Consider the following 21,745-nt stretch of genomic DNA (forward strand, 5'->3'; position numbering starts at 1 on the left):
TTCGCTTTCCGTGGGCATGTGGTAAGCTTCCTCAGGCTTCGCCTTCCGGGATCTTACCGATCATGTTTATCCCACAGGAGTCTTCATCATCCCCCTCCGGACCTAGCCAAATCAGATGCTCGAAACCACTTCAGACATCACATGCGTAATAAGAAATTAGACCACATGATTGTGCAGCTATTTTTAGGATGTAACGACCCGCAATAGCCTGTCATAAAAGCATGTAATCCAGATTAAGAAGGAGAATCTTTCTCTTCTAGAAGGGTACGTTTCACAAGAGGTCGCTGGGTTGGTGGGGAAATGGCGAGACTCCCATGGGAGAAGGGACTAGGTGAGATCCCGCAGGGAGTGAAACGACTGAGGAAGCTCACCGTTCTCCCATAGGAAAGCGAGTTATTTCCCCGCCAACCCTTATCCATCTAACGTAACGGACCCATTTATCTGGAAACTGAGTCTTCAAGTAATGGGAGCTTTACTGTAATAACAACAAGGAGGTAACTGAACCCAGAAAAAATAATTCATAAAGAGGAAAAATGTAGTAATCTAAGAGTAAGATATAGTAAAGAGAAAGGGGATAAAGATGTATAAAGGACCTATTTGGCGCAAGATCTCAAGAGCCGCAAGCCTGATTATGAATAACCAAAAAGAAATTTATTTCATATTGGTTACCCTCGGCATTATTGGTTCTATAGCTTACGGAGCATTTTTCTATTATGAAATCTCAGCCAGTGCCTATGCAGAAAGCCCGAAAACCTTTATTGACTATCTCATCCGACCTTCCCTCCTAGCTCTTTTTGTGGTTGCTATTCTCATTATGTTTACAGTTTTCTTTGCGAGAGTCTTATCCTTATCCGCATTGAAGAGCTTAACCGTATTTAAACTGGGGGTGGAGTTTGGGGAATGGGAAGAAAAAGAACGAGCAATCGCCAGTAACTTCCGGTTCACTTCTTCAGTCTTAAAAAACCATGAGGATACGCTCATCAAGTTAGTAAGAGAAAAGAGAACGGACCTTCCGGATATTGTTGAGTATTTGGTTGCTGAATTTAATAAATTGATCAAAGCGACTAAGAATGACATCAAAATGGAAATTGACATCGTCTCTTACTCTCAGTTGGAGAATTTTGAACAGAATGTCTATGAAGAAATCATCGCTGATCCCTACAGTACGACAAGGTACTACAACTCCTTTTTCGGGCCTTACAACCTTTTACTCGGTGTAGTTGAAAGACCGAACGAAGAAGATACTGTTATTGTGAGAATGAGGAAAGAGAGTTCATATGTGATGGACGAATATGACCGTGAAACACTAGAGAGTCTGCTTGCCTATGCTGTTAACTTGAAAGAAACCTTAGAACTTAGAAAAACGGCGTACCTCCATGGGGTAATGAATACCGACGAAGCCAAGGTTCCTGCTGAGCCATGGGTATTGACGAATTCCAATTCACTCCCGGAAAAATTAACAGGCTCTGTGAGTAAAGATCACTCCATGTCTGACGAACATTACTCCTCTTCCGACTTCGAGGATAATGAGAAAACACCGATGTCCATCATGGATCTGTACCACAAACGAAATTGCTAAGTCCAAGAGAGTAGCAAAACTTGACTCTACGCAGAATATTCTACTTTCTATTAGATTCCAGTATAATTGCTATTTAAAAGAGACCAGTGCCATGCACTGATCTCTTCTTTTAACTCATTTGAACTCGTTCCACCTGCGGAATCCGCTCCGCAATCTCTCTCCCGATTTCAAAAGAAGCCGTAGCCGCTGGTGATGGTGCATTACACACATGAACAGAACGCTTACCCGTAATGATATGAAAATCATCGACGAGACGTCCATCCTTCAACATCGCCTGTGCCCGTACGCCAGCATCTGTCGGAATTACATCTTCTTCTTGTATATCCGGTACCAGGCGCTGAAGGCTCTTCACAAAGCTCTCTTTATGAAAGGAGCGCACCATTTCCTTCATGCCTTCTTTCATATTGACTCTTGCCATTTTCCAAAACCCTGGGAATGATAAAACATCAAACGCATCTTTCCAGTGAAAATCAGTCTTTCTGTATCCTTCACGCTTAAAACTTAGTACAGCGTTTGGTCCTGCATGGATGCCACCGTCCATCATTTTCGTCAAATGAACGCCGAGAAAAGGGAAAGCAGGGTTCGGAATTGGATAAATCAGACCTTTTACCAAGTAGTTCTTTTCCTCGGTTAATTTAAAATATTCTCCTCTAAACGGAACAATCTGCAGATCCGTATGAATTCCTGCCATCCGGACAAGACGGTCACTGTGAAGACCTGCGCAGTTTATGAGAAAGCGCGATTTCAGTGTGCACTCTTTCGTTTCTATGGTAACCTCGCCGGCACCTTCCTCAATCGTCTCGACAGCTGAGCCGAACGAAAACTCGACACCGGCCTGCCTGAGCAATTCTGCTATTTTTACACTAACCTTTTTATAATTAACAATGCCTGTTGAAGGAACGCGGAGTCCTTCGATCCCATTGGCGTAGGGTTCAATTTCCTGCAATTCTTCACGCCCAATCCTCGTCACATTCAATCCATTTTCCTGAACGCGATTGTACAGGGCTTCTAAACGAGGAACTTCCTCTTGTTCGGTTGCAACCAGCACTTTTCCGCAGACTTCGTGAGGAACGTCATGAGTCTGGCAGAATTCTACCATTGAGTTTCTGCCCTGCATGGCCATCCGCGCTTTTAAACTACCAGGCTTGTAATAGACACCTGAGTGGATGACCCCACTATTTCTTCCAGTCTGATGGGCAGAAAGCTCCTGTTCCTTTTCAATAACCATAATGGAAGCACCGGCGTTCTTCTGAATGAGTGCAAGAGCTGTGGACAGCCCCACAATACCCCCGCCGATAATCACATAATCATACATTCTTCTTCCTCCTACTACTGTACAAAATGTCCTCGCTGACGAAGTAATTCTCTATGCAAATCAGGATTCTCTTCAAACCCGGCCCTGCCGTGAAGCCAAAAACGATTATTCAGCATTACTAAATCTCCTACTGGAAGTTCCAGTTCAATGACCCCTTTTGAGTTTTCCATAGATTGGGACAATTCTTTCAGATACTGAGCCTGAGCAATCGTTTCCGGAAACACAAACTGATCTATAAAACAGATGCAGGGGCCATTATTCCATTCATAGAACGGTTTGCGCTGTACATCTTCCGACACGTTTTTACTGGCCGGCGCCTTGTAGGTGAAAGGATAGGAAGCAAGTGGTTGATTGTAAAAGTAATCAAATTCTTCCCATTCATCAAGGTGCAGTAATCGAGAGCTTCCTCCAACTGCATTTTCTTCCTCCATCTTCATCATGAGCAGCCAATCCGTCGGCTCATCCACATACGTTCCATCCGTATGAAGCGTAAAGCGACGGTACGCCTGACGAAGATACGAATCGCTGTCATCCGTATGCTTCACAGAGAAGCGTGCATAGTATTTTTTTGACATGGCATCAAAATTTGGAATGCCCGCCAGGTGCGATAAGGCCGTGGAGAATTTCACATAATCCTGAGCATTCTCAGTACGCCCTTGCAGTCCCACTGTAAAACCACCGGAATTCCGGTCGTGAAGAAGGGTCCGGATCGTGTTTCCAAAGTCCTCATCCACTAAGTTCAGCAGTATATTTGCTGTGATAAACCGCTGGTAAGGAATATACTCCAACTGCTCATCACTAATGTGTTGAACCTCCTGCAAAAATTGATCAATCACCTGTTCTTCAAATTCAATATGATATAAGCGATTATGCTTTGGATGCGGCTGAATAGAATATCCTTGTCCTGTAATTGACGGAAGACTCTCCTTCTTCATTTCTACTGCACACATATTAATTTCCCTCCATAATAATTGTAGTAATACATTTTTATGGGCCCATAAAAATCAAAAAAAGCCAGTCCTCTTCCATTTAAGGAAGAAAACTGGCTTTAAACTGCGAGTTAATCTCTGGCGCTGTAGAGATTAGACAGTTTTAACAGTTACGTTATTTGCTTATTGTACTAACGTTGCAGCCGGACAATGAAAGGGGCTTCCTTTCTATGGGGCTGCTTTCTATTATCTACCTTATAGATGTTTTAATATTCTGTCAATAGAAAAGGATGATCAATTGAGTAATGGGATTTATCTCAAGCAAAAGTGAAAATCTACTGCGCTTCATAATTAGCGAAGCGGCACAATAAACCTACTTTTCTTCTATCAGGGAGCTTAGATGGAGATTATAAGAAATTAAATCATGTTATTACAGGATGCTTTTCGATCGTGCCAGGGCCTAGAGATCTAATAGAATGTATGGATCATGAGGAAGAGTGCTGTACAAAGCAACACTACTAGTGACTCGTCTCATATTTAAATTATTTTAATCATTCATGAATAAAATAAATGTTTGTTTCATAGAGAAAGCCGTCTAAGATATAGACGGTCTTTTTTCTTAAAATGACTTTCCACTATAATAGTCTTTTTATACCACGCTCTATTATTTTCAGAAAATAAAGATAGTTAAAAATACTCTGTATATAATTCCCTATTTTTCCTATAATTGGTTACATTACACCTGGGAGGTATTTTATGAAGAAAAAACACGTGATACCAGTAGCTGTTTTATCCTCTGCTTTATTTATGGGGACCGTTTCACCAGCGCAAACACTCGCTGTAAGTCCAAATGCAAACACAGAGGTTGTTCAGAAGAAAGTACATAGTGAAGGTAAAGGAAAACCTTTCTTTGTCAAAGAGATGCAGTCAGAAAAACAAACATCAGCAGATGGCAAATCTGCGAAGGAATTTTTAAATAAAAATAAAGCGAAGTTCAATATGGATAAACCTGAAGAAAGTCTGGAATCGACGAAAGTTACGAAAGATGAGCTAGGCATGACTCACGTTAAGCTCCAGCAGAAGAAAAACAATATTCCTGTCGAAGGTAACGAGGTTACCGTGCATTACAGCAGCGATAATCGCGTTCAATCGGTTAGCGGACAATTCAACGATGCGATTGAAAAGGAAGGGCTTCCTTCCAAAGCTTCCCTATCAGCCTTGGAAAGTGTAAAACGTGCTAAAAAAGCAGTTGACGCTCCGGATCAGCTGGTAGAATCACCAGACTCGGCGCTCGTTTATTACTCGTTTCAAGGTGAAAATCATTTAGCTTACAAAGTAAATGTGAATTTCCTGGGTGATAATCCGGGGAACTGGTCTGTTTATGTCGATGCGAATTCCGGCGAAGTTATAGATCAATACAACAAAATTATGCACGCACAGGATTATAAATCGTCCAAGGGCGCTGGAATTGGTGTGCTAGGGGATCAACGCCAGCTTCACATCACACATAAAAACGATAAATCCGTTCAATCGGGAACAAACTTTTACCTGTTTGATAATTCCCACGAGGACTTGGAAGGGATTTATACCTATGATATGAAAAATCAATGGGGCGATAGTGATCTTCAGTTCCCTGGGGTCCTTTTCAGCTCCCCAGATGCAGCATTTAAAGATTCTTATGACAGCCCTGCTGTGGATGCACACTACAATTCTGAACAAGTTTACGAGTACTTCCTGGAAGAACATGATCGCAACTCCATTGATGGAGAGGGCATGGCCATCAAATCCTCGGTTCATTTTGGCCAGGATTACAACAATGCGTTTTGGAACGGGGAGCAAATGACCTACGGTGACGGTGATGGCGAATTTTTCGTACCTCTATCCGCCGGTCTGGATGTAGCGGCGCACGAAATGGCGCACGGGGTTACCACTTACTCCGCTGGCTTGAAATATCGTAACCAATCCGGAGCGCTTAATGAAGCCTTTTCTGATATCTTCGGTGCTTTAGTAGATGAGGAGGATTGGGAAATCGGGGAAGACATTATGGCAGAAGACGCGAGAGAATCGGGCCGTACCTCTCTTCGCAGTCTGAGCAACCCTAGTAAGTATGCAGTTGGGGAAAAATATACGTCATATGGAGATGGAAACGGAAAGTATCCATCTCACATGGACCAATACTATGGCCTCCCGTTAGAGTTGGATAATGGCGGTGTCCATATCAACTCTTCCATCATCAACCATGCAGCATACCTAACAGGAGAACAAATTGGCAAGGATAAACTAGGGCAGATCTATTATCGCGCACTGACGGTTTATCTGACTCCAGAGTCTGATTTCAGTCACGCTAGAGAATCCTTGATTCAGTCAGCTGTTGATCTATACGGATCCAATAGTGCAGAGGTCCAGGCAACAAAAGATGGATTGAATCAAGTAGGAATTACCGAATAAGTATTGAATGAAAGATAAAGAAAGGCAGAGGTTATAGAACCTCTGCCTTTCTTTATGAGTTAAGCTATGAAGTTGTAACCTTACGTTTCTCTCGAATTACGGCATTGATAGCTTTACGATTTTTCCAGACAAATTTACCCGCTTCTTCCCGCTTCAACACACGCTCTCCTTCGTCACAATAATCTATGCCTCGGCCGTGTGCCGTGATCAAACCATCACGATAAACCATCAGTGTCCAGTCTCCGCTCCGTTCCTTGTCCGCAAACACCAGATAGTGCTTGGCACCCTTCTCATCGTACTGCGCGAAATCACAAAAAGACGACAACAACTCTTCAATATCCCGTTTAGTTTTAATAGTCATCTTACTCCATCCCTTATTTTTCGTTTCTTTCATTATATCATATGACAATTTCATTTCACTTCTATCTACAAAACACTTTACCAAGCTACAGAATTAGACGGAAAATATCTGAGTCTATCAACTGGTAGTTGGTTAAGATTGAAAAGCCATTTTCAATCTACAGTTCAAACATTCATTTTTACAATATAATTTAAAACTTCAATCTACTATCCCGAAAGATAACAAATAATCTTTTTTAAAGACTTCACGTTTATTATCAATAAATACCGGATAGTGTTAAATATTATATTGAAATATCTTATATAACGTAGGGGGATAAAATGAAACAGCAAGTCCTTGGTTCTATCTGTTTGGCCTTAGCCGCTAGTATTTGGGGCGGGATGTTTGTAGCCAGCAAATATGTCCTGGAATTCATTCCGCCATTTACGCTCATGTGTATCCGGTATTTGATTGGTTGCTTTTTGCTTTTTTCTATTATTAAAGTAAGGAAAAAACCTTCTGCTGCTAAAACAAAAAGGGATTGGATGTTGTTGATCTGGATTGGTTTCATAGGTTATTTAGTCACGATTTCCTTCCAGTTCATTGGAGTGGAACTATCCAATGCCCACACAGGAGCGTTAATCACTGCTACCACTCCCGTCTTCATTGTGGTTTTTGCTAGAATTATTTTAAAAGAAGAAATTACTTATCGGAAGGCAGCCTCTCTGTTCCTCGCCTCAATTGGCGTTGTTACTGTAATTGAATGGAACACTCAAATGAACAGTTACCTACTGGGCAGCTTTATTCTTTTCATGGCAGCGGTATGCTGGGCGTTACTATCTATTTATGTAAAAAAAGCGTCTTCCAAATTTTCATCGCTGGAAATCACAGCGTACGGCATCTTTTTTGGGATGATGATGACTGTTCCTTTTATGATAGGAGAACTTCAATATTCCTCATTCTCCATTCCTAATTTAACCGTTATTTCCGGCATACTCTATCTAGGAATCGTATCAACGGCCGGGGGTTTTTATTTTTGGAACAAAGGGATGGAATTGATGGAAGCGGGTGTCGGTTCTTTATTTTACTTCTTTCAGCCTCTTACCGGAGCTTTACTAGGTTGGCTGTTGTTAGATGAATCCTTGTCGCCCCAATTCTTTATAGGGTTCTTTCTGATCATGTGCGGGATTTTTATTGTTACCTGGAAACCTAAACAAAAACGTCCCCTGACTTCCTCTGAATATATGAAAAAAGTAAGATAGTTAATTGGAAAGATATATAAGAAAGCGAGTCCTCCATTAATCGGTTAGATAATGGAGGACTCGCTTATGAAAACCAATAAGATGCTTACAGATAACTGACCTCAAAAAATCCCCTGCCGCATGGCAGAGGATTTTATAAAGCTATTAGGATGACTTCACCCAATAAGCTGCTTCGTTTTCAGATGGAGAAGGCGGGAACTGATCGCCTTCATTCAAACTGATTTCTGTATTGTCACTAGATTTATTGTTTCCACTTACAAGTTTGTCTACTTTATAGTTACCGGATTCTGGAGCTTTTTCACCTGTTTTAAACTGGTTGTTTGCCATGATAATATCCCTCCGTTATAATAATAATTCAAAATTAAATAAAGTTCCCAGCTTTATTTGATCAGCGGCTGCAGCTCTTAGTTATTGCTAGAACCATTACCTGAGTTGCGGCCGCCTTTTTTACCAATCTTCTCAAAATGTTTTTCTCCGTACTTATCACTTGTCGTTTCTCCGCCTTTTTGGCCGATTTCTTCATAAAATTCTTGATCATGTTCTTTAGCGGTTGTTTCTCCGCCCTTCTTGCCTATTTCCTCAAAGTGTTCTTGACTGTACTCTTCGCTGGTGGTCTCTCCACCTTTTTGACCGATATCTTCAAAGTGCTTTTGGCTGTACTCCTGGCTTGTAGTTTCGCCACCTTTTTGACCAATATTCTCGAAATGTTCTTGATCGTATTTGCGGCTTGTCTTCTCTCCACCCTTACGACCAGCTTCTTCTCGACTCATGGTTTGGTTTTGATTTTGATTATTGTTCTTAGCCATTTTATTTTGCCTCCTTTGAATAAGATATAAAATACTTACCACCAATCACATGGAGATCAAACCCAAATATTTACTTGTAATATTTTTTTAATATAACTAATCAGGTTTAAGTGGATCATGGTACTATTACTTCTTTTTTAATTGTTGCTTGAGCCTTTGGCCGTTTCACTCATAATGTTTCCAGCTATTTCATCAGATCCCTGTTTTCCTATATCTCCTATACTCACCACACCACGGATGGTATCTTGGTCCACAACAAGCAGGCGGCGAATCTGATGATCTTGCATTAAACGAGCAGCTTCAGCTATTTCCATATCTGAGGAACCTGTAATAATTTTTTCCGTCATAATATCAGAAGCTTTTACATCATCGGGCGACCCTTTAGCAAGCCCTTTTACTACGATATCGCGGTCTGTAACAACGCCTGCATATTTGCCTTCTTCGACAATTGGTACAAACCCAACATCTTCTTCTCTCATGCATTTGGCTACTTCTGATAAGTTATCGGAGGCCTCGCAAGTCGTAAGATTCGCATTCATATACTCTTTTAGTGCTGTCATCATTCCTCCACCTTTCTAATTGATTTGATTTATATTAGTTCTTTTTACTTTTAATGGTAATTTCAAACAAGGTTGCTTCCATTTCCTACAATTGTCTTAGGAGGCAATGGAGACGTTATGACTTTAGTCAGATTTTAGCTTGATATAGAAGATTGTAGTTTATTTTTTCATTTAAACGGAAAAGGAATGAATTATATAAAAATAATAAATGGAGAAAAGTGCTTTCGGGTTACCATAAAGGTTTCCTACACTTTTCCACTACAAAAAATAATGAAAGGAGAGTAAAAAGATGACCACCGCTTTAGGATATGGTTTCTTATTCATCTTCGTAGCTATCGTTCGTTTCTTCTTATGTAACAGCGAAACTAGAAATCGTTAAAGCTGTAATTTAAGGTGAATAAAAAACAATGCTTCCACCCTCATTTGCGGAAGCATTGCCCGTTTATTTCTCCCAAATAATTTCATCCACTTGCGTTCCTAAATGCCGGCCAGGCTTATCCCTGATCCCGAGCAGTCGATGTCCAACTTCCAGACTGAGCAGGGGGAGTTCTCCTTCATTCTCTTCCATCACATACACGCTCGAGGACTTTTGCAGCGTGGCCGAAATTATCCCTTCTTCCGTCTGACATTCAATCCTTACAAATGGGCGCTTCTCGACCTTCACACGTCCAAGAGGGAGCTCCCGGTCCTCTTTTCCAGATAAAAACAAGCTTTCTCCCGGGTTCAGTTCATGTAAGTAATACGTTTTTTCTTCTTGATATAAGTATTGATGAAATGCGCCGCAGTTAATACGAAAGGGACGAGGCGGATAGCCGTCCGACTCTCGATTTTCGGAAAGTACTTTGACGTATCCATGTCCTGTATTTCCTATATAGAGTCCGTCCTCCGGATCAAGTATGTCGATAAAATCAAGACAAACTCTCATGCCTTCACCGATTTCTTCAATCTTAGTTACTTCTATATATTCATTTTTGATCGTCATGGATTGAATGAACCTCCTTTTTCTTGATAAACAAAGTATATCAGACCCATAAAATAGTCTCGAAGATAGAAAATTCGAATAAATAGTTGTCCTTAGAGGTTCGGATGTGTCATGGTTAATAAAAAGAACAGAGGTGATTGGATGACAACGTTGTTGGAACAAGCACAATCCACGCAAGCGGATTTGACCCAGTGGCGACAATACTTACATCAAAACCCGGAGACAGGGTATGAAGAATATAATACATCCCGCTTTGTACAGGAAAAACTGAAAGAATTCGGTTATGAACCTTACGTGATCGCGAAAACCGGGGTGGTGGCATTACTCGACTCTGGAAACCCTGGACCCACGGTCGGATTAAGAGCCGACATGGATGCTCTTCCTATCCAGGACGAAAAAACAGCAGACTATGCTTCCAACACACCAGGTAAAGCCCATTTATGCGGACATGATGGACATACCACTATGCTGCTAGGGGCAGCGAAGCTATTAAAAGATAACCCTCCTAAACAAGGCAAGATCAAGCTTGTATTTCAACCGGCGGAGGAAGCACTGTTTGGAGCTCGAACGATGATCGAAGAGGGTGTTCTTGAAAACCCTGAGATCGACGTAATGGCTGGTCTTCACGTCAATCCGGATTATCCTACTGGGCAAGTAACCTGTGCACAAAAAGAAGCCTGTGCAGCCGCTGACTTTTTTGACCTTGAGGTTATTGGAAAAGGCGGACACGCGGCGCAACCTCATAAAGCAGCAGATCCTATCAGTGTCGCTTCTGAAGTGATCAGTTCTCTGCAGCAGGTCGTCAGCCGCCAGGTGAATCCTTTATCTCCTACGGTACTTACCGTCGGCCAGATTCACGGCGGGTCGGCGAACAATGCGATCGCTCCAAGAGTTTCAATTGGCGGAACCGTCCGCACACTGGACCCGGAAGTTCGTGATTCAATCGAAGCGAAAATGGAAAGTATCATTAAAGGAATTACCCAGGGATTCGGGATGGATTATCATTTCCACTACCAATATTTCTATCCTCCGCTTGTAAATGACGAGGACCTGCTTCCTTCGGTAGAGCAAGCCGTGCACGATGTATTCGGTCCGGGAAGGTTTTCTGTCATCCCACCGTCTATGGGCGGAGAAGACTTTTCCTTTTACGCTGAGAAGATTCCAGCGATCTTTTTCCGTCTTGGAGTTAGAAATGAAGAAAAAGAAGCCGTTTATCCTCTTCATCATCCACAGTTTGATCTCGATGAGGAAGCCCTTCCTTATGGTTCTGCGACTTTGACGCAGTGGGCGCTGTCGATGACGGAGGATTTAAGGAAGTATAAATAATGGGGAAAGCTTGCAGAGATGAGAACTTTGCAAGCTTTTCTTATTTTCAAGGTGGAGAGGAGGGGCGTAAATTGCATGGAGGGGCGATGTTTCCTCCATGATTGGGCCGTGCGCTTCCCGATTGGGCCGTGCGCTCCCTCGATTGGGCCGTGCGCTTCCCCGATTGGGCCGTCATCTCCCTCGATTGGGCCGTGCTCTCTCTCGATTGGGCCATTACCTCCCTCGATTGGGCCGTCATCTTCCCCGATTGGGCCGTGCTCTCCCCCGATTGGGCCGTGCGCTCCTCCGATTGGGCCGTCATCTCCCTCGATTGGGCCGTCCTCTTCCCTGATTGGGCCGTGCGCTCCCTCGATTGGGCCGTGCGCTCCCTCGATTGGGCCGTCCTCTTCCCTGATTGGGCCGTGCTCCCCCCCGATTGGGCCGTGCGCTTCCCCGATTGGGCCGTCATCTCCACCGATTGGGCCGTGCGCTCCCTCGATTGGGCCGTGCTCTTCCCTGATTGGGCCGTGATCTCCCCCGATTGGGCCGTGCGCTCCCTCGATTGGGCCGTGCGTAATATATTCAGGCCACGAACTCTCTATAATTACTTTAACCATTTTTCTATATTAGCCGGCATTTGATAAATTCTTCCTTTTGTTTCCCCTTCCACTACAAGACTTGACCGTTTTAATAATTTAGTCATCGAATATCGTGAAGAGAGATGTAAAAACTCACGACATTCTTTATTAGTCATGGATTGTCCAAATAATAGGAAATAGTCTGCTATCGCTTGATAATGCGCTTCACTAGAACGAGTTTTACAAAAAGGACATTCCCATAGTCTTCTAATTCTAGCCATAGCATAACGCTGGCACTCTGGGCATTGAACTCCCGTCTCTATAGTGGAAGCAGGGATTGAATAAGCTCCGAGAATATCAGAATAATAGGGGCGATGCCTCTCTACAAGCTTTTCTGAGATACGGCCAAGTTCAAAACTTTTCCTCCTTTTATATAAAGAATATACCTCTTGAATTCTCTCTATGGTTTCATCCAGGTGAGTAATGGGGACAGTTGGATCTGCTTGCAGATCCATATTAGTAGAGGGGCTGCTGAGGGCCACATGAGGAATAATCGGATAATCGTGTATGCCGCGTGCATGAAACCAATGCTCAAGCTGGATTTTCTGGCGGTTCACTTGTGCAATTGGGTTCGGAAGTCGCTCTTCTTTTCCTTGTAAAATTCGTCGAAAGGGCTGAGAGTTTCCTTCGTATATAATCGTTCCGGAGATATTTTTAACTTCTATAATGAAGCCTGCGTGAGGGGTTAAAAGTAGGGTATCGATCTGAAAAGTTTTGCCACTTGTAAAGAGACGAAGATCTTCGAACACATGAAAAGTGGTTTTGGGGAGAAAATCAAGAAAGTAATCCAGCGCAAGTTCACCGCGGTAACCCGCCCACCTCTTTTGAATGGAATGCTCTATATTTCTTCTTTTCTCATATTGATCTGGCAGCCGGCGGTAAAGAGCTTCTTCCTGTCTCAATATAAGAGGCACACTTCTTTTTTTACGATTCAATAGTTTCTCACTTCTTTCTTAAATTAATGAGTCTATTTCTATTAAATCTGTTTTTCCTCTTTTTGGCAATAAAAAAGCGCACCCTCGTGGATGCGCTGTTCGATCATTAAAATTCTTCATACTCCGCCGGATCTTGGTCATTCAATCGACCGTCCGGACGGGTTAGTTCAGCAATCATTCCCATCTCATCATCACTGAGTGAGAAATCAAATATAGACAGGTTTTCAAGCTGGCGCTCAGGGGAAGCTGATTTCGGAATCGGGATCGCTCCTAGCTGATGGTGCCAGCGTAAGACCACTTGCGAGGTTGTTTTATTATGCTCGTCTGCTATTTTCTGCAGCGTTTCATTATGAATAATCTCACTTGCTTTGGCGAGTGGACTCCAGGATTCTGTTTTAATTTCATGTTCATCGTTAAAGATCCGCTGCTCTTCCTGATTGAAAAATGGATGCAGTTCGATTTGGTTCAAGCTCGGCTTCACGCCCGTCTCGTTTTCCAGGCGTTCCAAATGTTCAGGCAGGAAGTTACATACGCCGATGGAACGAATCAGCCCCCATTTTTTCGCATCAATTAAAGCCTGCCAGGCCTCTACGTAATGATCCTGTTTAGGATTAGGCCAGTGAATTAAATACAGATCATAGTAATCAAGAGCAGCACGGTATAGGGATTCCTGGATCGCTGTAACAGCTTTATCATAGGTCTGGTAACGACCTGGAAGCTTCGAGGTTATGATCAGTTGTTCCCTTGGAATGGAACTGCGGCTGACCGCTTCTCCAACGGTTCCTTCGTTTTCATAGTTATAAGCGGTATCAATTAGTCGATATCCAGTATCAATGGCGCTTGTGATTGCTTGAACGCCAGCATTTCCGTTCAATTTGTAAGTGCCAAAGCCTATCGCTGGCAAGGTCAAACCATCATGAAGTGTAATGTTTGGAATACTCATAATCGACTCCTTCCATAAAGATGATCTCAGCGTATCATTTTAATGAATAATTTTCCAAACATTCGCTCTTATTTTGATGGTTGGTAAGCTATTATGTAAATATCTCTGAAACAAGGTTCTCGTTTATACCTAATACTGTTAAAATGATGGGATAGAAGGAAAGTAGGTGACTCCATTGAAAGAGACAGAAATTCAGGTTTTGAAGATTATTGAGAAGAATGCAAATTTAGGTGTAGCTAAAATCGCCAAGATGATGGGAAGAAGTGAAAAAGAAATTCAGCAGGTCATTTATGACCTCGAAGACAAAAAAGCGATCCTTGGCTATTCCACTTTGATTGATTGGGCAAAGGTCGTAGAGCACGAGGAAGTCACGGCTATGGTGGATGTGAAAGTGACACCGGCACGAGGAGTCGGTTTTGATAAAGTGGCCGAGCGTATTTATCGTTTTCCTGAGGTGAAAGCGGTGTATTTAATGTCCGGAGCCTATGATTTGTCCGTAACGGTTAATGGAAAGACGATGATGGATATCGGTAAGTTCATTTCCGAGAAGCTGTCGGCCCTTGATTCCGTTCTATCCACCACTACTCATTTTGTCTTGAAAAGGTACAAGCATGACGGCTTTATTCTGGAAGACGATGATGAAGATGATAAAAGAATAGTGGTATCTCCATGAGTAAAAAGTCGTTCGTATCGAAGAATGTGGAGAATCTGAAACCATCGGGGATCCGCCGTTTTTTTGACGTCGCCGCCCAAATGGAGGATGTCATTTCCCTGGGAGTCGGTGAGCCGGACTTCGTCACCCCTTGGAACTTTATCGAGCAAAGCTTCCATTCTCTTGAGCAAGGGTATACATCTTACACGGAAAATGCAGGGATGATCGAACTGCGGAAAGAAATCAGCACATATCTACATGGGAATTTCCAGTTGGACTATGATCCTGCCGAACAGGTGATTGTTACGGTAGGTGCAAGTCAAGCCATTGATCTTGCTTTGAGGGCGGTCGTCGAACCGGGAGATGAAGTCATCGTGGTCGAACCAAGCTTTGTGGCTTATGTTCCTACCGTCAGTCTTGCCGGAGGGACGCCTGTCACGATCCAGGCAGAAGCTGATAATGAATTCAAACTCACCGCTGAAGCCATTGAAGAAGCAGTTACCCCAAGAACGAAAGCGATCATGCTCTGCAACCCGAACAATCCCACAGGCACCTTTTTAACGAAAGAGGAACTGGAACCGATTGCTGAGGTGATTGAGAAGTACGATTTAGTGGCGCTGTCAGATGAAATATACGCGGAACTTACGTATGACGCTTCCTATACGAGTTTCCCTTCCCTTGCTGGAATGAAGGAGCGGACCATTCTGATCAGTGGTTTTTCTAAAGCATTCGCAATGACTGGCTGGCGCCTCGGTTATGCGGCTGGGCCACCGGATCTGATTGCGGCCATGGTAAAAATTCATCAATATACGATGATGTGCGCACCGACCATGGCTCAGCACGCGGCGCTTGAAGCGATGAAAAACGGACGTCCGAGTGTGCGGGATATGTTCGAGAGCTATAAGCAGCGTAGAAACTTTATCGTAACAAGTTTAAATGAAATGGGACTCGACTGTCCGAACCCGGGCGGCGCTTTCTATGCTTTCCCTTCCATTAAAGCCACCGGATTATCCTCCGCTGAATTTGCCGAGCAATTGCTCCACGAAGAGCAGGTCGCTGTCGTTCCTGGTGATGTCTTCGGAGAAAGTGGAGAAGGCTATATCCGCTGCTCCTATGCCACTTCCCTGAAACAGCTTGATAAGGCAATGGACCGCATGAAACGATTTGTTGAAAGCCGGACCCCAAAACGGTAAGTCAGATATAAATGACGATCACAAAAACCACCTCCCCGTCGCTCGGGGAGGTGGTTTTGTTTTAATTCACAGGATCTTCCGAGTTTTCTGGTGGGTCTTCCGGATCCTCGGGAGGATTCTCGGGATCTTCCGGCTCCTCAGGTTCCGGGGCATCATCGTAATTTTCCTTAGTTACACGTTTCGCACCTACATATTTCGGTCCCCAGAAACTGCTTGTCACTAAGTTTGTCACCGTGACTCCTTTTGATACTGTAACATGAACGATCTGCCCATTGCCTACATAGATCGTCGGGTTCATATAATTCGCTTCCAGGAAGACGATGTCTCCGGGTTGCAGGTCTTCTCTTGCGACGTCGTCCCCGATTTCCATCTGAGCATAGCCATCCGCAGGCAGCTCAATTCCTTCCGCTTCCATAAATACATATTGAATAAATTCAGCCGCCCCGAAGCCTTCCGGAGTCGTACCTCCAGCTAAATAAGGAGATTCGCCTATGTACTTCGTTGCTTCTGACACAATCGGATCTTCTTCGGGAATTCGTAAATTCTCGAACCTTTTCACCCCGGTAAATTTCTTCTGCCAATAGGAAGAACTCAGCGAAGCTATGCTGATGCCGTAGGTTCTCGAAGAGTGGATGATTTTCCCGTTTCCTACATAAATACCGTTATGCGAGATTCCTTCCCGGTATGTATTGCTGAAAAATACTACATCGCCTACTTGAATGTCTTCAAGAGCTACATCCTGTCCTACCTCCCACTGCAGATCCGTAGACCTGGGAAGAAATATATCTTTCGCCTCTTCATAGACACGCCTCGTAAAAGCTGAGCAGTCAAACCCTTCTGTTGTTTCTCCACCGAATAAATACGGAATGCCAAGATACGGAAGCGCCGCAGCTACATAATCATTTTCAAGCGCGATGTCTTTTGGATATATTAATTCATAGTTCAAGCGCTCTTCATACGTTTCCCCTTTGTAAGTGAATGTTCTCGTATTTTCCCCTTCTTCAAGAGGCTGATCCAGGTGGATGACAGCTGTTTCCTCATTGTTAAAAGTTGCCGAGATTTGATAGGCACTGATCGCCACCGCTTCCTCAAGCTCAAGGAACAAATCACCATATCCAAATTCGGTGTTATAGGATAGCAAGGCAAAATCACCACGGATCATAGGCTCATTTGGTTCAAACGTAGTCGCAGATGTGCCTGAAATCAGCCCATGCGAATATAAGACACGAAGATAATCGGTGTACCAGGCCTGGTTATTCACATCTTCAAAGGGTAAAGCATTCCCTTCCTGCATTTCAAGATTGTATCCCTCTACGATGATCTTAGATAACTCTGCCCGGGTAATATCTTCATTGGTGCCAAATAAACCATTACCGTTTCCTACAATGATTCCTGCATGGTATAAAGCATTGACTGCTCCTGAATACCATTCTCCCTGCTTAACATCCGTAAATGGAGCAGGAGGAGCATTTTCCGTATCTAAGTTTAATAGACGGGTAATCATAAGCGCCGCTTCCGCCCTGGTAATTTCTGATCGATATTTAAATTCTCCATCCGTATAGCCTTGAACAATTTCTTTATCTGCAAGCGCATGGATCGGTTCATAATAGATCGTTCCCTCATTCACATCAGAAAACTGTTTGGACCCTGCATCTACTGTATGCAGAGGGATAAGAAGAGCGATGGGCAAAACAACCGATGCGATCGCCCGTTTTACATATGTACGTCTGGCCATGGGAATCTCATTCCTCCTAAAGTTTATTGAAACGTCGATATTTGTCTCTAAAAGCTATATCGACTCGAAATGTAAAGTCTTCAATAAACGGACGTTAATTTTATGCAAATATTGGAACAGAGTCACAAAGACCTAGTCTAATAGATAGAAAAAAGACCGCCTCGATTGAGACAGTCTCCATGTTTCCTTACCAGCTTTGTTGTTCCCTTCCTCTACTCTTCACTCGTAAAATTCCTTCCTACCTTATGCTTGATCTTTTTTCTGTACCTTTTCACCGTCGACACACTGACCGATCGATCAGCCGATATCTCTTCCACTGTATAACCTTGCAGCGTTAAATGAAGAATCTCACTCTCCAGGCTGTTCAATTGACTGCAGTAAAATACATCATAGAATTGATTAAACTCGGATGTCGGATCAGGAAAGAACCCCTTCTCTTTCGGATACATAATCGAAATTCGGTTCCAGTACTGTTGCTCTTTTTGAATAATAGTTCGAAAGTGGTAATTTAACTGCCAGGTGAAATAAGTAGAAAATTTAGCGAGTGAAGGGTCGTAACGCTGAATGCACTGCTCATAAACAAAGTAGGCATCCTGTATGTAATCCTCATAGGGAAGCGGCATACCTAACTGATGCAGTACATGATGCACAAGGGAATGGTATTCTTCAAATGGACAAGGCAACTGGTTCATCATTTCTCTTTTCTATTGAATATTCAATCAGGTAGTACGCGCCTCCTTATTATTACCTATAATGGATAAAAATGATAGACTGTTTTTATAAATTTTAGTCCTTTTACACTATAATTATTAAATAATAACCAGTAATTCTATTTCAGACACCTCTTGCCAATTCAGAAAATTGTGGTAAGATATGGACTAACATAACAGGGACCTACTAGAAGTTTTATTTTTTTCAGAAAAAACGAAAGCGCTTTCGCATTTGCACCCACTTACGTTCTGCTTATTTTTTTACACTTTTACGAAACCGGTTTCTGTTACCTGTCGATGGTTGGTGGGGCTCCCCCGCTTCATCATATATAATCCTTAGAGGAGAAATACATGTTGAAAAAATGGTTGTTCATTTGTATCTTGCTGGTGATGGTGTTTGTATCAGCAGCTTCCCCTGTTTTAGCCAAGTCAAAGAAAGGAGCTGCGAATGAGTGGAGTGAGCAGGAGATCTTTTCCGGCTTGGAAAAAAGCTTAAAAAATCCTAATGCTGCTTTATCGAAAGCGGAATTTGCTTCCCTTGTGAATCGAGTGTTTGGATATGAAGACAAAGAGGCTGACTATTGGAAAACTGTCTTAGAGGATGAAGCATCTAAAAATTCAGTGATTAAACAAGAAGATGCTGTCGAGATGATGGCCTATCTCATGCCCGAAGAAGAAAAATTAACCTCCAATGAACTAAGCGTGAAGGCTGAAAAGCCCCTTAACGTATCAAAAGCGATGGAGATCTTTGACAGGCTGATCGAGCGAACGTACACCACGCCGGGTACATATCAGGATGAAACCATTGAAGGTACAGCGGTGATCAGTTCAGAGGATGTTACCCTGAAAAATACAACGATCACTGGCGATCTATACATCACACAAGGAACCAAAGAAGGCTGGACGAAGTTAGAAAACGTCACGGTAGAAGGAACGATTTACGTACACAAGCAAGTTCAGAATCACGTACGTTTAATCGATTCCGATGTGAATCATGTGAAAATTTACGAACCCGGTCAAAAAGAAACGGATTGGTCTCTCGTATGGTCAGATGAATTTATGACAGCCGAGATAGATGACTCCAAGTGGACCTACGACATCGGCAACTGGATCGTCGATGAAAATGGAGAAGGAATCTCTCCGGGCTGGGGAAATAACGAGCAGGAATACTACACCGATTCTCCGGAAAATTCATATATTGAAGACGGAAAATTAGTTATTAAAGCTCAAAAAGAAGAAGAGCCGATTACGGATCAGTTTGGCTCTTACGATTATACATCCGCCAAGCTGAAAACGAAGGGTTTATTCAGTAAGAAGTACGGTAAATTTGAAGCGAGAATGAAACTCCCGGAAGGCCAAGGATTCTGGCCGGCTTTTTGGATGATGCCGGAAGACAGTGTCTACGGAGAATGGGCTTCCTCAGGTGAAATTGACATTATGGAAGCAGCAGGAAAAGACACGAGCACTATTGGCGGCACGATTCATTATGGAGAGGAATATCCGAATAATACGTACCGCGGCACTGAATATCATTTTCCGGTGGGAACCGATTATACGGACTACCATACGTATTCAGTGGAATGGGAACCGGGAGAAATCCGCTGGTATGTGGACGGAGAACTCTATCAAACTCTTAATAACTGGTTCAGCAAAGGGAAAGACGAAGCAGCAAACTATACTTACCCTGCCCCTTTTGACCAGGAATTCTATCTTATTATGAATCTCGCTGTTGGCGGATGGTACGGCGGAAATGCAGACGAAACTACTCCTTTTCCAGGTATCATGGAAGTGGATTACGTCCGTGTCTATGAACTAACCGGACGCGATTATAAAGAACCGGTTAAACCTGAAGTAGAAGAAGAACAGCTTCCTGAGGATGCCAAGCAGCCTCTCGAAGACGGAAATCTTATTTATGATAACCAATACACTAGAGAAATCAATCAGGTAAATTCGGGAAGCGCTTCCTACGATCCTTTGTATTGGAACTTCCTTCAGCTGCCAGACTTTGAAGGCGCTGGTTCCATCACAACTTCCGATGTCGATGAAGAGACGTTTGCCAAAACCGAAATTAGTAATCCTGGAAACGCCTTGTGGTCGCTTCAGCTGATACAAAATGCAGCCATCGTTGAAGGACACACATATAAGGTCAATTTTGATGCTAAATCCAATACATCAAGAAATATGATGACCAAAGTTTCGGGCGGAGCGGAAAGAGGCTATGCCAACTACTCCGGCGAACAGTCGATCGCCCTCTCGGATCAAGTTCAGTCGTATGAGTACACCTTTACCCTGAACCAGGAAACGGATCTTGCCGCCAGACTCGAATTCAATATGGGCGCAAACGGAACAGCCCCTGTCTGGATTGGAAATGTCCGCATGGAAGATATTACGGGAACAGAAGAGACAAGTGATCAAAAGACGCCGCTTTCAGATGGAAATCATGTGTACAATGGAACATTTGACCAGGGAGATCAGTCCCGCATGAGCTATTGGAATTTGAATACCAAAGAAGATGCGGTCGCAGAAGCAAGCGTTGACTCAGAAACGCGCGAACTGCACTTGGACGTTTCCGAAGGCGGAGATTCCCCTGAGGCTGTCCAGCTGAGCCAAACGGGACTTCAATTTTTGAAAGGAAATACGTACGCTCTTACGTTTGAAGGGCGTGCTGACGAGAATCAAACGATGGAAGTGGCTTTCCTGAGTAAGGATGGAACTGTTCGTTATGCCGAGCAGGAGGTTCAGTTAACGAAAGATATGGATACGCACGAAGTCACGTTTGAAATGCCACAGGACATCACAGATCGTGAAGGACAGCTTGTCTTTCATGCAGGCGGAAAGTCAGCCAGCATTTACTTGGACAACGTCGTCCTCCTTCAAACATCCAGTTTTATTGATTACAGTAACGTTGACCTTTATCCTTTAACCAACGGAGACTTTACAAATGGACTGGACGATTGGTCTACCTATATTCACTTCGATGCCGGGGCGGAAATAACAGCTGACGGTGGAGAGCTTGAAGCTCGTATTACCAATGCAGGTAATGAGATGTGGAGTGTGCTCCTTGAACAGCCAGGACTCCAACTGTCCAAAGGAGTCACGTACGAACTATCCTTTGATGCTCGGTCCACTGTGGAGAGAGACATCGAACTTACGGTAGAAAACGCTTCTTACCAGAGGTATTTCAGCGAAAAAATATCACTTGGAACAGAGAGTCAGAGCTTCGACTACGAATGGAACATGACCGCGGACGACACAGTTTCCCTGAAGTTTTTAATGGGACAATTTGCTGAGGCTCATGACGTTTATATTGATAATGTCGTTTTACAAGTAAAGAATGCAAGTGAATACGAATAATTCATGTTGAAAAGGAAGCTGATGAAGCAGCTTCCTTTTTCAAACTTCAAGGTTTTTTC

General features: G+C 43.2%; 19 protein-coding genes and 1 pseudogene. 8 read left to right on the forward strand and 12 right to left on the reverse strand.

Annotation, left to right across the window (positions count from 1 at the left end; genetic code table 11):
- Positions 1 to 580: 580 nt before the first annotated feature.
- Positions 581 to 1,579 carry a hypothetical protein gene (locus BMZ06_RS13965; RefSeq protein ID WP_089752761.1) on the forward strand — a complete coding sequence of 333 codons (999 nt, stop codon included), beginning with the start codon at positions 581 to 583 and terminating at the stop codon, positions 1,577 to 1,579.
- A gap of 109 nt (positions 1,580 to 1,688) precedes the next feature.
- Here BMZ06_RS13965 and lhgO read toward each other — a convergent pair whose 3' ends face one another.
- Positions 1,689 to 2,894, reverse strand: coding sequence for an L-2-hydroxyglutarate oxidase (gene lhgO / locus BMZ06_RS13970; protein ID WP_089752764.1), 1,206 nt, complete (start codon positions 2,892 to 2,894; stop codon positions 1,689 to 1,691).
- A gap of 14 nt (positions 2,895 to 2,908) precedes the next feature.
- The gene (glaH, locus tag BMZ06_RS13975) at positions 2,909 to 3,844 is read right to left on the reverse strand and encodes a glutarate dioxygenase GlaH (RefSeq protein WP_089752766.1); all 936 of its coding nucleotides are present in this window, start codon (positions 3,842 to 3,844) and stop codon (positions 2,909 to 2,911) included.
- 393 nt (positions 3,845 to 4,237) lie between these two features.
- Between glaH and BMZ06_RS21210 the strand changes: the two are divergent.
- A pseudogene (locus BMZ06_RS21210) lies at positions 4,238 to 4,345 on the forward strand (hypothetical protein); the annotation flags it as partial.
- Positions 4,346 to 4,579: 234 nt separating this feature from the next.
- Positions 4,580 to 6,271 carry a M4 family metallopeptidase gene (locus BMZ06_RS13980; RefSeq protein WP_089752768.1) on the forward strand — a complete coding sequence of 564 codons (1,692 nt, stop codon included), beginning with the start codon at positions 4,580 to 4,582 and terminating at the stop codon, positions 6,269 to 6,271.
- A gap of 64 nt (positions 6,272 to 6,335) precedes the next feature.
- On the opposite strand, the gene BMZ06_RS13985 is transcribed toward BMZ06_RS13980, so the two are convergent.
- On the reverse strand, positions 6,336 to 6,632 hold the full coding sequence (locus tag BMZ06_RS13985; RefSeq protein ID WP_089752853.1) for a hypothetical protein: 297 nt from the start codon (positions 6,630 to 6,632) through the stop codon (positions 6,336 to 6,338).
- Between the two features lie 320 nt (positions 6,633 to 6,952).
- Between BMZ06_RS13985 and BMZ06_RS13990 the strand changes: the two genes are divergently transcribed.
- A complete protein-coding gene (locus BMZ06_RS13990; RefSeq protein ID WP_089752770.1) occupies positions 6,953 to 7,873 on the forward strand; it encodes a DMT family transporter in 921 nt (306 codons plus the stop codon).
- Between the two features lie 144 nt (positions 7,874 to 8,017).
- On the opposite strand, the gene BMZ06_RS13995 is transcribed toward BMZ06_RS13990, so the two are convergent.
- From BMZ06_RS13995 to BMZ06_RS14010, 4 genes are all read right to left on the reverse strand, one after another.
- On the reverse strand, positions 8,018 to 8,200 hold the full coding sequence (locus BMZ06_RS13995) for a YjzC family protein (RefSeq protein WP_089752772.1): 183 nt from the start codon (positions 8,198 to 8,200) through the stop codon (positions 8,018 to 8,020).
- Between the two features lie 77 nt (positions 8,201 to 8,277).
- The gene (locus BMZ06_RS14000; protein ID WP_089752774.1) at positions 8,278 to 8,679 is read right to left on the reverse strand and encodes a glucose starvation-inducible protein B; all 402 of its coding nucleotides are present in this window, start codon (positions 8,677 to 8,679) and stop codon (positions 8,278 to 8,280) included.
- 137 nt (positions 8,680 to 8,816) lie between these two features.
- Positions 8,817 to 9,239 (reverse strand): CBS domain-containing protein, encoded by a 423-nt coding sequence (locus BMZ06_RS14005; RefSeq protein WP_089752776.1) that lies wholly within the window; start codon positions 9,237 to 9,239, stop codon positions 8,817 to 8,819.
- A gap of 442 nt (positions 9,240 to 9,681) precedes the next feature.
- Positions 9,682 to 10,221 (reverse strand): 3-dehydroquinate synthase II domain-containing protein, encoded by a 540-nt coding sequence (locus BMZ06_RS14010; protein WP_089752779.1) that lies wholly within the window; start codon positions 10,219 to 10,221, stop codon positions 9,682 to 9,684.
- Between the two features lie 141 nt (positions 10,222 to 10,362).
- Here BMZ06_RS14010 and BMZ06_RS14015 point away from each other — a divergent pair, with 141 nt between their 5' ends.
- Positions 10,363 to 11,547, forward strand: a complete 1,185-nt coding sequence (locus tag BMZ06_RS14015) for a M20 metallopeptidase family protein (protein WP_245756018.1) — start codon at positions 10,363 to 10,365, stop codon at positions 11,545 to 11,547.
- Here BMZ06_RS14015 and BMZ06_RS20455 read toward each other — a convergent pair.
- The 3 genes from BMZ06_RS20455 to BMZ06_RS14030 all read right to left on the reverse strand — a co-directional run bounded on the left by BMZ06_RS20455 (position 11,481) and on the right by BMZ06_RS14030 (position 14,042).
- Complete coding sequence (locus tag BMZ06_RS20455; protein ID WP_139205834.1) at positions 11,481 to 12,143, reverse strand: ribosomal eL19 family protein; 663 nt, start codon at positions 12,141 to 12,143, stop codon at positions 11,481 to 11,483. The genes BMZ06_RS14015 and BMZ06_RS20455 overlap by 67 nt on opposite strands.
- Positions 12,131 to 13,099, reverse strand: coding sequence for a nuclease-related domain-containing protein (locus BMZ06_RS14025; RefSeq protein WP_089752786.1), 969 nt, complete (start codon positions 13,097 to 13,099; stop codon positions 12,131 to 12,133). Before BMZ06_RS14025 ends, BMZ06_RS20455 begins: the two co-directional genes overlap by 13 nt.
- A 106-nt stretch (positions 13,100 to 13,205) precedes the next feature.
- The gene (locus tag BMZ06_RS14030; protein ID WP_089752788.1) at positions 13,206 to 14,042 is read right to left on the reverse strand and encodes an aldo/keto reductase; all 837 of its coding nucleotides are present in this window, start codon (positions 14,040 to 14,042) and stop codon (positions 13,206 to 13,208) included.
- A 175-nt stretch (positions 14,043 to 14,217) separates the two neighbouring features.
- On the opposite strand from BMZ06_RS14030, the gene BMZ06_RS14035 reads away from it, so the two are divergent.
- Together BMZ06_RS14035 and BMZ06_RS14040 are read left to right on the forward strand one after the other, a co-directional pair.
- Positions 14,218 to 14,715 carry an Lrp/AsnC family transcriptional regulator gene (locus BMZ06_RS14035; protein WP_089752855.1) on the forward strand — a complete coding sequence of 166 codons (498 nt, stop codon included), beginning with the start codon at positions 14,218 to 14,220 and terminating at the stop codon, positions 14,713 to 14,715.
- A complete protein-coding gene (locus BMZ06_RS14040; protein WP_089752790.1) occupies positions 14,712 to 15,887 on the forward strand; it encodes an aminotransferase in 1,176 nt (391 codons plus the stop codon). Before BMZ06_RS14035 ends, BMZ06_RS14040 begins: the two co-directional genes overlap by 4 nt.
- Before the next feature lie 61 nt (positions 15,888 to 15,948).
- Here BMZ06_RS14040 and BMZ06_RS14045 read toward each other — a convergent pair whose 3' ends face one another.
- Entirely contained in the window at positions 15,949 to 17,622 is a 1,674-nt protein-coding gene (locus BMZ06_RS14045; RefSeq protein WP_089752791.1) for an NlpC/P60 family protein, read from the reverse strand.
- 212 nt (positions 17,623 to 17,834) lie between these two features.
- Positions 17,835 to 18,317 carry a sigma-70 family RNA polymerase sigma factor gene (locus BMZ06_RS14050; protein ID WP_089752793.1) on the reverse strand — a complete coding sequence of 161 codons (483 nt, stop codon included), beginning with the start codon at positions 18,315 to 18,317 and terminating at the stop codon, positions 17,835 to 17,837.
- A 366-nt stretch (positions 18,318 to 18,683) separates the two neighbouring features.
- Between BMZ06_RS14050 and BMZ06_RS14055 the strand changes: the two genes are divergently transcribed.
- Positions 18,684 to 21,686, forward strand: a complete 3,003-nt coding sequence (locus tag BMZ06_RS14055; RefSeq protein WP_089752795.1) for a carbohydrate binding domain-containing protein — start codon at positions 18,684 to 18,686, stop codon at positions 21,684 to 21,686.
- Positions 21,687 to 21,745: the final 59 nt, after the last annotated feature.

Source organism: Halobacillus alkaliphilus (assembly GCF_900113125.1).
GTDB lineage: Bacteria > Bacillota > Bacilli > Bacillales > Halobacillaceae > Halobacillus > Halobacillus alkaliphilus.